This window comes from Haloprofundus marisrubri (genome assembly GCF_001469955.1).
Classification (GTDB): Archaea; Halobacteriota; Halobacteria; order Halobacteriales; family Haloferacaceae; genus Haloprofundus; species Haloprofundus marisrubri.
Window position 1 is genome coordinate 13,734 of the sequence record NZ_LOPU01000011.1, and the last position, 14,204, is coordinate 27,937.

Sequence of the window (14,204 nt, forward strand, 5' to 3'; positions counted from 1 at the left end):
CTCAGACCGTCTACGGGAACTGTGACTCCTGATTCGCCCGCCGGCCCGGCGTCGCTTCTGGACGCAACCTCGCCAACGTATCGCCAGCGACCGTGACCGACCGGATGCCGAGCGAACCGCTGCTGGCGTCCGCCGAACGACTGTGTGGGGTGTACAGAGCTGCTGCGTCGGAGCGTCTCCGCTCGGACGACGACGCCGTCGTCGACGCGATGGACGAGTGGACGCGCTTCGTTCGACACCATCACGGCGCGGTGTTCGACGAAGACGACGACAGCACCACCGGCGACGCTGTGGACGGCCCGGAGTCGGTCGAACGCGCCGCCTTTCTCGACGTACTCTCGGCGGACTTTGCGGTGTCGGCGCTTCGCGCTGGAGTCGAGTCCGCGTTCGACGTCGACTGTGATTCGCCCGCGGCCCCCGACGCCGTCGGCGTCGACGCCGATTACGCGGCGGCGTTCGACGCCGTCCACTGTCACGTCGAAGAAGACCTCGAAGCTGCGGACTCGAAGCATCTCGCCCGCATCCAGTCCGCAGACGCCGATACGTTCGCTTCGTTCGACCCTGCAGCAGTCGGGGAGTTGTACGAACGCGTCGTCGCTCGTCGCGCGCGACTCGCACTCGGCGAGTACTACACGCCGCGCGGCCTCGCCGAACTGGCACTCGGAGCCGACTGCGCCGACGAAACTGTGCTGGACCCGGCTTGCGGTGCCGGCATCTTTCTCGTCGCCGCTATCGACCGAAAGCGGGCGGCACTCGCAGAACACACGCCGAAAGAAGCGCTCGACCGAATCACGTCGACCGTCGTCGGCGTCGACCTCAACCCCGTCGCCGTCCGCTGTGCGCGTCTCGCGTACCTCCTCGCGTTGACACCGCTGCTCGAAGCTGCGGAGTCTGGGGACACTGCGGATTCGGCGGAGTCGTCGTCGGTCGAACTACCTGTCTACTTTGGTGACTCGCTCGGGTTGCACAAGGACTCGGCTCAGGCGACTTCGGCGACTTCGGCGACTTCGGCAACTTCGGCGACTCAATCCTCGTCATCGATACCGACGACCGACCTCCGCGCCGACCTCCTCGTCGGCAACCCGCCGTGGCTGACGTGGGAACGACTCAGCGAGCACGCGCGGGCGCAGTGGCGCGAACGGCACATCGACCGCTTGGGTCTCCTGCCGCGTCGGGGGGCGGAACGACTGCTCGGCCACGCCAACGACGACCTGTCGGTGCCGTTCGTCTGGGTCTGTATCGAGCGTTATCTCCGCGAGGGTGGCCGCGCGGCGTTCGTTCTCAAACGCGACCTTCGGAACGGTCCGGCGGGGCGACTGCTTCGACAACTTCGCGTCGGCGACCGACTGCTCTCGCTGCGGAGCGTAGAGGACTTCGGCGACCTCGCTCCGTTCGGCGGCCAAGTGCGCGCGGCCGCGGCGCTGTACGAGTTCGCCGCCGACGCCGACACCACGTTTCCGGTGAGTCTCCGGACGTGGCGGCCGCGTTCGGAGTTGTCTCCCGAGTTCGCCAGTCTCGATTCGATGCGCCGGTCTCTCACCACCGAGGAGACGGCGCTCGTTCCCGTCGACGGCGACGACCCCGCAGGGTCGTGGGTCCGCGTCGACGCCGAACGCGCGGCGCTCGGTCAGTGCGCCCACGACATTCGACACGGCCTCAAAGACGACGCGAAGTCGGTGTTCTCCGTCGACGACGAGACGCTCTCTGTGCTGGAACCCGACCACGTCTACCCGTACCTACGGTCGAAACACGTCGTCAAATTCGGTCTGTTCGGCTACGACCGACATCTGGTTCCGCAGCGACAGACGAACGAGGAGAACGAACCACGAGTTGCCGACGAGACACCTCGGACGTACGACTATCTCGACGCCAACCGCGAGACACTCGACGGACGGGCGTCGACGTGGTTCGACGGCGGCCCGTTCTACAACCTCTTCGGACTGGGACCGTACACGTGGGCCGACTACAAGGTCGTCTGGTGTCGCCTCGGCTTCAAGCCACATTTCGTCGTCGTCTCGACCGTTTCGGACCCGGAGCTGGGCCAGAAGACGGTCGTACCCGGCGACCACTGTATGTTCGTCGCCACCGACGACCGCCGGGAGGCACACCTGCTCTGTGGACTGCTCAACTCCGCGCCGTACCAGCGCTGTCTCCGCGAACTCGGCGGCGAAGGTAAGTCGAGTCTGTCGAAAGCGGCCGTCTCGAAGCTCTATCTTCCCACGTGGCGCGACGACCCCTTGTTCGACCGAATCGCGGACTGCTCCGAGCGCGCGCACGATATCGTCCCCAGCCACGTCGACGTGAGCAAACGTGAGTACAACCGGGCGACGATACCCGAACTGGAGGCCGTCGTCGCCGACCTCGACCGCGCCGTCGAGCGGTTGCTGGCCGAGCGGGATGACAATTCTTAAGTTCGACAGTCGACCTATCTTCAGGTACCGCTCTTAGCTCAGCCTGGCAGAGCAGCCGACTGTAGATCGGCTTGCCCCCCGTTCAAATCGGGGAGAGCGGACTTTTCGGACGAATCCGGTCGACCCGGATTGAGCACAGAAGTCACAGCCCGGGAGCGAACGGAGTGAGCGACCCGGAATGTCTTCGGGAGTTCAAATCGCCGTGACTTCGCTCCGCTCGTCACGAGCCCTCGTTCACTACGTTCACGAGGACGGGGAGAGCGGACTGTTCCTGCGGACAACATCGACCAGCTAACCTCTCGGACCGCACAGAGCCCAGCACGTCACCGACAGGCGTGCATCGGAATCGTCTGTGACTGTTTGAAACAGGTGGTGAGGACGGGTTTTTGCGCCGACGAAACTGGACAGAATACAATTTTAACTCGCATAATACTCAGCCTATCAGAAATGTGTTACTACATAACCATTTGAGATTCATCTCAATCTGTTCGTCCTTACGATTATATTGACAATCTGTGAACCGGCACGTTGCAGCGATATGAAATTCGACCCTTCCCGCCGGAAAGTCCTCGCACTCGGCGCGGGCGCAGCGCTCGCCAGTACGGGACTCGGTTCGGCAGCGGACCTCGAAGGTGCACAGAACATCGACAGCCACCCGACAGTCGACGCGGAAGTCGTCGACTCCTTTACCGACGGGTTGGAACTCAACGTCACGATTAGCGTCACCGACCCGGACGACGAGGTCGACAGAATCGGGTTCATCGTCGAAAATTACAACGACCGGACCGTCGATATCGCCACGCACTGGTTCAACGAAGCCTCCGGCGAGAAGACGGTCTCGAAAGTCGTCTCGCTGAACCGAGCGCCGTACGCCTGCTACGCGTTCGTGAAAGCCGGTTCCGACTACTACAGCGTCGACTCGGTACGTCTCGGGCCGGAGACCGAGGCTCCGGCACCGCAACTGCTCGGCGTCGACGTCTCGGGGACGACGGCGACAATCGACTACGAAGTCTCTCCCGACGAACCCGCCGAGTATAGCGTCGGGGCGTCGGTCTCTCCCATCTCGGGGTCGAGTTCCGGCGACCCGGTGTACACCACCGAACGGAACGACCCGTACGACGAACCGACGACGGCCCGAACCGTCGTCACGGGCCTCGCTCCGAACACCGAGTACACCGCCACCGCGTGGACGGAACTCGACACCTGGGCGATGAAAGAACAGAGCGATTACGCCGAGAGCGAAACGCAGACGTTCAAAACCGGCGACGTGGTCGCACCCGAACCCGAGACCGAGCATCGCCTCGTCATCGGCGGCAGCAGTGACGTCTCCTACTACCGCGTCACCACCACTGGTTCGCTCGAACAGACGACCGAGACGGGTGACGCGCCGTTCAGCAGTGCCACCGTCGACGACGAGGACTACGTCTCGGGGAGTTCCGCCTGTGGCGGCGTCGCCGGCGGCGCGGACGCGTATGTTTTCACCGGCGAACTGACGAACGTCGGCGTCGATGGTGCGGCTTCGGTCTACCTCGACGGAGAGGAGATAGACCCCGCCGACTACGCCGACGAACTTCCGCACCACCTCGCCATCACCGGCGGGTCGGACCTCACCGAGTACGCGTTCCGTGTCTCCGGTGACGTCATCAAGACGACCGAAGTCGACGGGACCGGTCTGAGTCTCAACCCCAGTTACGACGACGAAGACACCGTCTCCGCCGGACAGGGAGCGGGTGCGACCGCCGGCGGAACCGACGCGTATCGGTTCTCCAGTCCGCAAGTAACCTCGGCCGAGGAAGATATCTCGTTCACCCAGTTCGACGGCGACGCGACGGTCTACCTCAACGGCGAGGAAATAGACCCCGCAGACTACTAACTTCGTTCTCCCGGGCCACGGCCGTTCTCGATTTCGGCAGTAGCAACGCTACTCTCGCCCACCCCAGACGAGTTTGTCTTCGACAATCGACACGGTGAGGTCGTCGTCGACCGCTATCTGACACGACAGTCGCGGGTAACCGAACCGCTCGGCGAGCGAGTCGTGCCAGTGTGTCGGCGACGGGCCGTCTTCGAGGCGAACGCCGCAGGTCGCACAGAGACCCCGGCCACCGCAGTTCAGTCGCTCGGTGAGCACCGTGTACGGCGAGAACCCGTTTTCGAGCAGGAGGTCACGGAGATTTGCACCGCGGGTCGCCCGCAGCATCGACTCTCCGTCGCCGTGACGAACGGTGACGCGGAGGCCGTCGTCCCCGTGCGAGACGTTTGGGTTCTCCGAGGTATCCTCGGCGGAATCGTCCATGACGACCGTTGGAATGCCACGAACACGAAGGTTCGCCCGAACGTCTTCACGCGACTACCCCCTCGCTGCGTCATCCGTCGGACGAATCGCCGCCGTTTACCCACTGGCCGGCACAGGTTCGGCGATGACAACGCTCGCCCACGAGACCGACATCGAAGTGCGGTTCCGGGACCTCGACCCGCTCGGACACGTCAATCACGCCGTCTACGCCAGTTACTGCGAGCAGGCGCGCATCCGGTATCTCCGCGACGTACTCGACCTCACCGCCGACGACCTTCCGATGGTCGTTGCGAATCTCGAACTCAACTACCGAAAACCGGTCACTTTCGACGAGGAACTCACCGTCGGCGTTTCAGTGGCCTCCGTCGGCGACTCCAGTTTCACCATGGAGTACGAACTCCGTACCGACGACGTCGTCGCCACCGCCGAGACGACGCAGGTCGTCGTCGACCGCGAGACGAAACGACCCACGTCGGTCCCGAGCGAGTGGCGCGAGCGGTTCCACGAGTACGAACCGGCGCTCGACTGACGGGACCTCTCGAAAAATTCTACGATTTGTACAAATCGTAAACTGTCCCCCGTGGTTCGCGTCGCTTCCTGCTACCGAGAGTCGCTCCGGCCGAGCTGACGCCACGTATTTATAGCCGACACAGTATTCTTGAGATATGACTCAGAGTGCACTCGGAGACGACCGAGAGACGCTCGCCTCGCGTGCGGGCGAGCGAGTCCTCCACATCGGCCGCGACCGACCTATCCGCATCAGCGCGGGCCACCGCTTGCTGCACCACGACGGAAAGTGCAGTCGGCCGCACGGTCACAACTACGAGATTTCGATTCGTCTCGTCGGCGACCTGACCGAGGAGGGGTGGGTCGTCGACAAAGGCGAGGTTACGGCGGTCATCGACGAGTGGGACCACATGTTCCTGCTCGAAGACGGCGACCCGCTGGTCGACGCGTTCGACGCCGCCGGCGACGCTGACGCGACGGTCGTTCTCGACGCGCCGCCGACCGCCGAAGTGATGAGCGTCGTCTTGGAGGAGAAACTCGCCGCGGCGCTCCCCGACACCGTCAGCGACATCGCCGTCGAAGTGAGCGAGACGAGCGAACTCTGCGGCAGCGGTTTCTGACGATGCCGGTTTCCTCAGACGTCGACGATACCGACGCCGACACGACCAGAGTGGGCCAACCCGACGGCGACGCCCTACCCATCAACGAGTTGTTCGTCTCGCTACAGGGCGAGGGGAAACTCGCGGGTGTCCCCAGTGTCTTCGTCCGAACCAGCGGTTGCAACCTCCGCTGCTGGTTCTGCGACTCCTATCACACTTCGTGGGAACCCACGCACGCTTGGATGGGTTTAGACGAGATTCTGGCCGAAATCGAGTCGTTCGACGCCGACCACGTGGTGTTGACCGGCGGCGAACCGCTGATTCACGATACGTCGACCGTTTTGCTCCGCGAACTCGCCGACCGTGGCTACCATACGACCGTCGAGACCAACGGAACCATCGTCCCCGACGCACCGGTCGATTTGGCGAGTATCAGCCCGAAACTCGAAAGCAGCACCCCGACGCCCGACCGCGACCCGAAAGGCGACGGCGAGTGGGCCGAAAAACACGAAAATCGGCGTATCGACCTCGACGCGCTGGCGACGCTCGTCGACCGCCACGGTTTCCAACTCAAGTTCGTCGTTACCGGCCGCGAGGATATGGCCGAAATCGAGTCGCTCGTCGCCGACCTCCGCGATGCGGCGAACATGCCCATCTACGACGACGACGTGCTGTTGATGCCCGAAGGACAGACCCGCGAGCAGTTAGACGACACTCGCGAACTCGTCGCCGACCTCGCACTCGAACACGGCTACCGCTACACCCCGCGCATCCACGTCGACCTCTGGAACGACGCCCCCGAGAAGTGACCGTCCACGACTGACGACACCGAACACACCGCACCCGACGACTCTGACTACTCATGACCGACGACACCGAACACACCGCAAGCGACGATTCGACCGCAGACGAACAGCGACCCTCCGACGAGGCGGCCGAAAAGCGCGCCGTCGTCCTCGTCTCCGGCGGGATGGACAGCGCGACGACCGCCTACGAGGCGAAAGAACGCGGCTACGACCTCTACTTTCTGCACACCTCCTACGGCCAGAAAACCGAAACGAGAGAGTACGACTGCGCGACGAAACTCGCCGAGGAGATGGACGCGCGCGACTTCCTGCACATAGAAACCGACCACCTGAAGCACATCGGCGCGTCCAGTCTCACCGACGACACGATGGCCGTCGAAGACGCCGACATGGAAAACGAGGAGATTCCGGACACGTACGTCCCGTTCCGCAACGCGAACCTGCTGTCGATGGCCGTCTCCTACGCCGAGGCCAACGACTGCGAAGCCGTCTTCGTCGGCGCACACTCCGAGGACTACTCGGGCTACCCCGACTGCCGCCCGGAGTTCTTCGAGGCGTTCGAGGCGATGGTCGACGTGGGGACGAAACCCGAGACCGAAATCTCGATAGACGTGCCGTTCGTCGAGGACTCGAAGACCGACATCGCCGAACGCGGCGTCGAACTCGGCGTTCCCTTCGAACACACGTGGAGTTGCTACAGAGCAGAAGAACCCGCTTGCGGCACGTGCGACTCGTGTGCGTACCGACTCCAAGCGTTCCAGAACGTCGGCGTCCGCGACCCTATCGAGTACGCCGAGCGACCCCAGTACGTCGACTGAGCGGTTACGTTCTCCTCACCCGGCGAACCCTGCCGCACTCGCTATTTCTTTTCAGTCGCTATCTAAACCCCCCAAACATGACCGAGAACGCGGACCGAAAACGCGACAACGCGCGGTCGTTCGGCGACGCTGCGTCCGCGTACTTCGACAGCGACGCCCACCGCGCGGGCGACGACTTGGCGACGCTCGCCGAGTGGTGTACGGACGCCACCCGCGTGCTCGACGTGGCGACGGGGGCCGGACACACCGCCGGAGCAGTCGCCGCCGCGAGTGCGGGCGACGTCGTCGCCACCGACCTCACGCCCGAAATGGTCGCCACCGCGACCCGCGAGTTCGACCTCCCGGGCGTCGTCGCCGACGCGGAACGCCTCCCGTTCGCAGACGACTCGTTCGATGCGGTGACGTGTCGTATCGCCGCCCACCACTTCCCCGACCCCGAGGCGTTCGTCTCGGAGGTCGCCCGCGTCCTCGAACCCGGCGGCCCCTCGCTTTCGAAGACAACATCGTTCCCGAAGACGACGACCTCGCGGCGTTTCTCGACGATATCGAACGTCTGCGCGACTCGACACACGTCTCGCTCTCCACCGAATCGCAGTGGTGCGACTGGTTCGAGGCAGCGGGAATCGAAGTCGACGCCACGGAACGACTGAAGCGCCGTCTCGACTTCGAGTCGTGGGCCGACCGAACCGACGTGTCGGCCGACGACCGCGAGGAACTCCAACGACGGCTCCGAACTGCGTCCGAGATGGCGACGGAACTGTACGAAATCGAACGCAGAACGGACGGAACAGTCGTCGCGTTCTCGAATCTCAAAGTGCTGATTCACGGGCGAAAAATCGAGTAGCGAAGGTGAGGTGACCGGCTTCAGGAGGCGACTACCATGAGCACGACGGCGACGCCCATCACGAGGCTCACGACGCCTGTCACCGCCATCGGAATCTTCGCCGTCCACGACGCTGCCTCCCCCTGTTCGAATCTCGTTCGGAGGCTGTCGACGCCCGTGTACAGCAACTTTCCGCCGTCGAGTGGGTACGCTGGAATGCAGTTGAACACCGCCAACTGCACGTTGAACCACGCCGACCAGAAGAGGAGATTTGCGGCGACGAACACCGCGCCGCCAAGCGGTTCGAGCGGTCCCGTGACGACGTAGAAGTTCGCCACGTCGCCGGAAAAGCCCGCGAAGTTCGCCGATTCGAGGCCGGCGACGGCCGCAAGCGGGAGGAGCGTGAGCGACACCAACAGTTCGACGACACCCCACGCGCTTCCGTTCCAACTCTCACCGGTGAGATGTGCGAGTATCGACGCCGTCGGATAGGTAGAGACGCCGAAATCCGTCGTCGTCAGCCCGCTCACACCCGAAACCGGGCGAACGCCGAGAACGCCCTGTTCGACGCCGTCAGCACCGCCACTGCCACTGCCGCCGAGCGTCACGTCGTACGTCCGTCGTTCGCCGTCGGCGTACGCGACGACCGAAACACGCTCTCCGGGGTCAGTCTCCGAGAGCGCCGCGAGAAGGTCGGCCGACGAGACGACTCGCTCGCCGTCGAATCGGGTAACGACCACCGACGCGTCCGCCGAAACTCCGGCCTCGGCCAACGCTCCGTCAGCGACAACGGTGCCGAGCGACCCCGCAGGGAACGTCGATTCGACTCCGTTCTCCGTCGTTACGGTGACGGTTTCGCTCGTTGCGAGCGCCTCGCGGAACTCGGCGTCGGTCCGCACCGACTCGCCGTTCACCGAGCGGACGACCTCACCCGCGGCGAGTTCGGTCGAGAAGACACCACTCCCGGTATCTGTATCGCCGGCGACGACACTGGTCACCGTCACCGCTCGCTCGACGCTGACCGTTCGCCGAGCATCCGCGTCGTCGCCGTTCAGTTCGAGCGTGAACGTCCCATCGGTGTTCGCCAGCGCCGAGTCGAGGCCGGAAGCCGAACTCACTCGCTGCCCGTCGACGGCCGTGATTCGGTCGCCGGCGTCGACGCCGGCGACGTCGGCGGGACCACCGGGAACCACGCCATCGACGGGCGCACCGGGGGCGGCGGCGATAGCGCCACCAACGGGGCCGAAAAGTAGCACGAGAACGACGACGGTCGTGACGACGTTGGCGGCGACACCGGCGGCGAAGACGCGACTCATCGCCCAGTTTCCAGCCTGCTCGGCACTCTCGTCGTCGGGGTCGACGAACGCGCCGAAAGGAATCGCCGAGAGAAACACCGCCCCCATCGAGTCGATGTCGATGTTTTCGACCCGGCAGAACAGGCCGTGGCCGCCCTCGTGGACGACGATGCCGACGAGAAGGCCGAAGACGATAGCCGGGGCCGCCGCCAGCGGGAGAAAGTCGTTCACGCCGGGTATCGCCAACACGTTTCGTGGCTCCGTCACCGGACTCGTCGTGCGCCCGGCGACGACGGCGTAGCCTGCGAACAACACGAGGGCAAACAGACCGAGTGACGCGAGGGCCGCGCCGACGACGCCCGCGGTTCCCGCCACCCGCCACGCCCGCTGCGGCGTTGCGAACCGGTCGAGAAGGCGCTTGCCGGCGACGGTGTGAAGCGTGACGAACGGACCCATCACCTCGACCCAGTCGGGCAACGCGCCGCGTCTGTCGAGAAAGAAAACGACGAGTGTGACCCCGACGAGCGCACCTGCCCAGAGCCACAGCGTATCAACCATCGTGAACGTCGTCGAAAGCCGACGAAATAAACGTTCGGACGGTCGGAGAGACGTTATCTCCTTCTGTGGCTTTAGTTCACGTATGGCACACGTCGCAGTACTCGGCGGCGGCCCGGCCGGGCTGAGCACGGCGCTGCTCACGTCGAAACACGGCCTCGAAACGACGGTGTTCGATACGGGCGAGAGTCCGCTCCGAGAGGTATCGATTCCCGCGTACCTCGGCTACGACGACGTCGACGGGTCGGCGTTTCTCGCTCGTGCCCGGTCACGGGTCGGCGAGTTTGGAGTCGATTTCCGCGACGAGCGGGTCGAACTGGTCGAAACCCACGGCTCGGAGTTCACCGTTAGCACCGAACGACAGGATTACGCCGCGAACTACGTCGTCTTCGCGTGTGGCGGGGACCGGTCGCTCGCCGCCGATGTCGGTTGTGACCGAGACGCCGACGGCACGCTCTCCATCGACCACGACTGCCGTACCTCGATGGCACACGTTTACGCCGTCGGGTCGGCGGCGCGCGACCCCGAAGCCGACCCACAGACCCGACTGCTCGTCTCCGTCGCCGACGGAGCGGTGGCCGGCCTCGCTATCGTCTCGGCGGAGTCGGCGTCGGTCACCCGCGCCGAAGCGTAGCACCGAGCGTCGTGTTCGCCGTTTCCACAACGGCTACCTTCGCGGGCCGACACCTCTTTCCGTGGACCACGTCACCGACACCCGCGTCTCGCCGCTTGCCGGCCTCGCCGTCGCGGTTCTTGCAGTCAGTACGAGCGCTATTCTGGTGACGTGGAGCGACGCGCCGAGTCTCGTCAAAGCCTTCTATCGAGTGTTGTTCACGCTCGTTCTCGTCGCGCCGGTCGCCGTCACGCGAAATCGCGGCGACTTCGCACGCATCGGCGGCCGCGACCTGTTGTTCGCAGGTATCGCAGGCGCAGCGCTGGCGCTGCATTTCGCTTCGTGGTTCGAGAGTCTCAACTGGACCTCCGTCGCCGCGAGCGTGACGCTCGTGCAGGCGCAACCGCTGTTCGTCGCCCTCGGCGCGTGGGCGCTGCTGGACGAACGCGTCACCGGTCGAACCGTCGTCGGCATCGCCATCGCCCTCGTCGGCATGGTCGTCATGTCGCTCGGCGATTTTCTCACGGGTGCGGCCGTCGTCGGCGACGACCCGTTGTACGGCAACGCCCTCGCCGTCGTCGGCGCGGTCACCGCAGCGGGATACGTTCTCGCCGGTCGCTCGATGCGACAGCGCGTCGCGCTGTTTCCGTACGTGACGGTCGTTTACGCTGCCTGTGCGGCGGTTTTGTTCGTGTTGACCGTCTCTCGTGGCCTCCCGCTGTTCGACTACCCCGCCCGCGAGTGGATACTGTTCGCCGCGATGGCACTCGGTCCCGGCTTGTTCGGCCACACCGTCATCAACTGGGCGCTCGCGCACCTCGAATCCAGCGTCGTCAGCGTCTCACTGCTCGGCGAACCGGTGGGGAGCACGTTGCTGGCGCTGGTGCTCCTCTCGCAGGTGCCGACGCCCGTGACGCTCGCCGGTGGTGCGGTCGTTCTCGGCGGTATCTACGTTACGGCCTCGGGCGGAGGCAACGACGATGGCGACGCGGCGACCGAGACGACCGAGACGACCGAGGCGACTGAGGAAACCGAAGAAACGGCCATCGCCGACTCCTGAGGTTCTGTACTCCTGTTTTCTCAGTGGAGTTTCAACTCCACCCGCCGACCGTCGGGGTCGCGGACGTACGCCGCCCAGTCGCGGCCGTACGCTCCGTACCGTTTGTACGGTTCGTCTTCCTCGACTTCGACGCCCCGCTCTCGGAGTTCCGAGAGCAGCGACTCGATTTCGCCTTCGGTCTCCATCTCCTTTGAGCGCAGGAGCAGACAGATGTGTTCGCCGCCCACGTCGATTTTTTCGTCCTCGTCGGTCGGCACGAGATGGATGTGTCGGCCGCCGGCGACGACGGCGACGTACGGCACTTCGCCCGCCTCGAAGCGTTCGCGGTCCCGTATCTCCATGCCGAGCAAATCGTGGTAAAACGAGAGCGCGCGTTCGAGGTCGGTGACGCGGATGGCGACGTGGTCGACGTCGACGACGGAGATGTCCATACCGACGGTTCGGCGTCCCGAGACAAAATCCTGCGGGGCGACGCCACACGACGGCGACGCTCCCACGAGAACTTCACCACCACCGCAACGGCGACGCCAGCTAAACAGCCCCGCCGAAGCGACGCCGCTACCCGAGCAGTTCCTTCGTCTTCTCGTGGCGATAGCGAAACATCGGTTCGAAGCCAACTCGCCCAAAGGGACTCATCGCCCGCCCGAGTTCGCCGCCGGGGAGTTCGTACTCGACGGTGTCCGACACTATCGTTTCGTCGCCGTCACCGTAGAACTCGTGGGTGTGGACCCACTTCGGGAACGGCCCACCGGCCATCTCGTCACGGAACCACGGCGATTCGCCATCCGCTTCGCGTTCGACGATAACGGAGGTCCACTGCTGTTTCGGCGCGACGCCGAGCGGTTGCATCGCCATTCGAATCTCGGTTCCAGTGTCGAGAACGTCGGGGTCCTCCTCGCCGTCGGGGCCGCGGACGCCCTCGACGGTGAGTCCCATCCACTCGGGGGTGAGCGCTTCCAGTCCCTCGATTCGGGAGTGAAACTCCCACACCTCGTCGAGCGGCGCGGCGACGCGAACTCGTCGCTTGTAGACGGCCATCGGTGTCGACACTACGGGCGTGAGAAACAAAAGGTCGTCCGTGGCGGCACGTTCGCTCGCACGCGGGTTACAGTCACGAACGGGCACGCTCGTACACGGATGCCTGCACTGGCACGCTCACGCACGAGTGCTGCGTTCGAGCGCGGCCGTTCGGCGACTCGTCGTCTCCGCCAGTTGACGGCGGGCGACGACGAACGCGAGCGTCGTGACGACACCGACGGCGAAGACGGCGGTGAACGCCGCGTACGACAGTGCAACGGCCGTCGCAAAGGGAGCGACGGCGAGCGCAACGGTGACGGTAAACGTGGGGTCGGCGGTGGTCGTGGTGGTCGTCCGGGCGGTACTGCGGTGTTGTGACGTCGTGTACATCGTTCTCTGGTTGGTATCGGTGGTCGGAAACTGGACAGACGCGGCGACGAGAGCGAGGCCGGAAGTGAGGGCCGAAGCGGCGTGGGGACCGGCGATGGCGAGACCAGTCGCTCTCGATGGTAGCGCGCGTCGACGGAGTCGAGCGGGGTTAGTTCCCGCGCGACTCCATCGGCAGGAGTGAGACGCGGAGGACCCCGACCCACTCGCCGAACGCGCAACCGAGCGTGCGCTTTGGAACGGCGTCGGTCGGGATTTTTGGAAGTGGCATGGGTTGTGTCCTCCGTGTGTGGACGCCAGCGGGGGCGTCTCACTCGTCTGTATACTCGGTTGTCACTTAATCGTACTCGGAGTGTGTGACACATGCCCGCGGTACTGTTTTATACGACGTCTGTGACCAGAACGAATTTGTCGGTTATCGTGAGAACTGAGGCGTATGCTCTCCACAGCTGCCGACTCGTCGAATCGAATCCGCTCACTGCGTAACCGGAGTGTCGCATGAACAGAGACGAACTCGTCCGACTCGCCACGCTGTGGTTCGTCGTGATGACGTTTCTACAGACGGGGTCGGGCGAGAGTCACCCAGTCGTCACAGTGGCAGTCTTCATCGCCCTCATCTTACTATGGATGATTCCGTTTTACATCGTCGTCGACTTGGTCAGGGGAGGGGGCGAAGTCATCGGCCTGTAGACAAGACTTATTCACCACCCCTGTCATTTCGGAGCTATGGTCCCTCCAACCCCGCTGTTCGGCGCGTTACCGGGCGGTCCCGAACTGACGATTATCCTCCTGATTCTCGCCGTCCCGATAGGCGCTGGTCTGTTCGTCTACTACGACGCGAAAAATCACGGAATGGCGTACGCACCGGCGTGGGCACTCGGTGTGACGGCGTTGTTCTTCGCCGGGTTCTTGCCCGGTATCCCCGCTTTCTTCGCCTACGTCTACGTCCGCGAGAAACAGGCGCGCAGCGGGACGCCCCGACCGAACGTCGGAGATGACTGAACGCCGGGAACGACCGAA

General features: G+C 64.4%; 15 protein-coding genes, 1 tRNA gene and 1 pseudogene. 12 read left to right on the forward strand and 5 right to left on the reverse strand.

What is annotated here, in order from left to right:
* Positions 1–104: 104 nt before the first annotated feature.
* The 3 genes from AUR64_RS01900 (at position 105) to AUR64_RS01910 (ending at position 4,284) form a co-directional block, all read left to right on the forward strand.
* Positions 105–2,411 carry an N-6 DNA methylase gene (locus AUR64_RS01900; RefSeq protein WP_058580263.1) on the forward strand — a complete coding sequence of 769 codons (2,307 nt, stop codon included), beginning with the start codon at positions 105–107 and terminating at the stop codon, positions 2,409–2,411.
* A gap of 27 nt (positions 2,412–2,438) precedes the next feature.
* A tRNA-Tyr gene (locus tag AUR64_RS01905) sits at positions 2,439–2,512 on the forward strand.
* 437 nt (positions 2,513–2,949) lie between these two features.
* Complete coding sequence (locus AUR64_RS01910) at positions 2,950–4,284, forward strand: hypothetical protein (RefSeq protein WP_058580264.1); 1,335 nt, start codon at positions 2,950–2,952, stop codon at positions 4,282–4,284.
* Between the two features lie 48 nt (positions 4,285–4,332).
* Here AUR64_RS01910 and AUR64_RS01915 read toward each other — a convergent pair whose 3' ends face one another.
* Entirely contained in the window at positions 4,333–4,704 is a 372-nt protein-coding gene (locus AUR64_RS01915) for a 2Fe-2S iron-sulfur cluster-binding protein (RefSeq protein ID WP_058580265.1), read from the reverse strand.
* Between the two features lie 124 nt (positions 4,705–4,828).
* Between AUR64_RS01915 and AUR64_RS01920 the strand changes: the two genes are divergently transcribed.
* The 5 genes and pseudogenes from AUR64_RS01920 (at position 4,829) to AUR64_RS01940 (ending at position 8,278) form a co-directional block, all read left to right on the forward strand.
* Complete coding sequence (locus AUR64_RS01920; protein ID WP_058580266.1) at positions 4,829–5,233, forward strand: acyl-CoA thioesterase; 405 nt, start codon at positions 4,829–4,831, stop codon at positions 5,231–5,233.
* A 136-nt stretch (positions 5,234–5,369) separates the two neighbouring features.
* The gene (locus tag AUR64_RS01925) at positions 5,370–5,831 is read left to right on the forward strand and encodes a 6-pyruvoyl trahydropterin synthase family protein (protein WP_058580267.1); all 462 of its coding nucleotides are present in this window, start codon (positions 5,370–5,372) and stop codon (positions 5,829–5,831) included.
* Positions 5,832–5,833: 2 nt separating this feature from the next.
* Positions 5,834–6,619, forward strand: coding sequence for a 7-carboxy-7-deazaguanine synthase QueE (locus tag AUR64_RS01930; RefSeq protein WP_058580268.1), 786 nt, complete (start codon positions 5,834–5,836; stop codon positions 6,617–6,619).
* 53 nt (positions 6,620–6,672) lie between these two features.
* On the forward strand, positions 6,673–7,434 hold the full coding sequence (queC, locus tag AUR64_RS01935) for a 7-cyano-7-deazaguanine synthase QueC (protein WP_082230552.1): 762 nt from the start codon (positions 6,673–6,675) through the stop codon (positions 7,432–7,434).
* A gap of 77 nt (positions 7,435–7,511) precedes the next feature.
* A pseudogene (locus AUR64_RS01940) lies at positions 7,512–8,278 on the forward strand (class I SAM-dependent methyltransferase).
* 20 nt (positions 8,279–8,298) lie between these two features.
* Here AUR64_RS01940 and AUR64_RS01945 read toward each other — a convergent pair.
* The gene (locus tag AUR64_RS01945; protein WP_058580269.1) at positions 8,299–10,110 is read right to left on the reverse strand and encodes a site-2 protease family protein; all 1,812 of its coding nucleotides are present in this window, start codon (positions 10,108–10,110) and stop codon (positions 8,299–8,301) included.
* 82 nt (positions 10,111–10,192) lie between these two features.
* On the opposite strand from AUR64_RS01945, the gene AUR64_RS01950 reads away from it, so the two are divergent.
* Entirely contained in the window at positions 10,193–10,741 is a 549-nt protein-coding gene (locus tag AUR64_RS01950) for an FAD-dependent oxidoreductase (protein WP_058580270.1), read from the forward strand.
* Positions 10,742–10,802: 61 nt separating this feature from the next.
* Positions 10,803–11,780, forward strand: coding sequence for a DMT family transporter (locus AUR64_RS01955; protein ID WP_058580271.1), 978 nt, complete (start codon positions 10,803–10,805; stop codon positions 11,778–11,780).
* Positions 11,781–11,800: 20 nt separating this feature from the next.
* Here AUR64_RS01955 and AUR64_RS01960 read toward each other — a convergent pair whose 3' ends face one another.
* From AUR64_RS01960 to AUR64_RS01970, 3 genes are all read right to left on the reverse strand, one after another.
* Positions 11,801–12,211, reverse strand: coding sequence for a VOC family protein (locus tag AUR64_RS01960; protein ID WP_058580272.1), 411 nt, complete (start codon positions 12,209–12,211; stop codon positions 11,801–11,803).
* Between the two features lie 127 nt (positions 12,212–12,338).
* A complete protein-coding gene (locus AUR64_RS01965; RefSeq protein ID WP_058580273.1) occupies positions 12,339–12,818 on the reverse strand; it encodes an SRPBCC family protein in 480 nt (159 codons plus the stop codon).
* A 117-nt stretch (positions 12,819–12,935) separates the two neighbouring features.
* Positions 12,936–13,187, reverse strand: coding sequence for a hypothetical protein (locus AUR64_RS01970; RefSeq protein WP_058580274.1), 252 nt, complete (start codon positions 13,185–13,187; stop codon positions 12,936–12,938).
* 495 nt (positions 13,188–13,682) lie between these two features.
* Between AUR64_RS01970 and AUR64_RS01975 the strand changes: the two genes are divergently transcribed.
* Together AUR64_RS01975 and AUR64_RS01980 are read left to right on the forward strand one after the other, a co-directional pair.
* Positions 13,683–13,874, forward strand: coding sequence for a hypothetical protein (locus tag AUR64_RS01975; protein ID WP_058580275.1), 192 nt, complete (start codon positions 13,683–13,685; stop codon positions 13,872–13,874).
* Positions 13,875–13,910: 36 nt separating this feature from the next.
* The gene (locus AUR64_RS01980; protein ID WP_058580276.1) at positions 13,911–14,186 is read left to right on the forward strand and encodes a hypothetical protein; all 276 of its coding nucleotides are present in this window, start codon (positions 13,911–13,913) and stop codon (positions 14,184–14,186) included.
* The last annotated feature ends 18 nt before the right edge of the window (positions 14,187–14,204 follow it).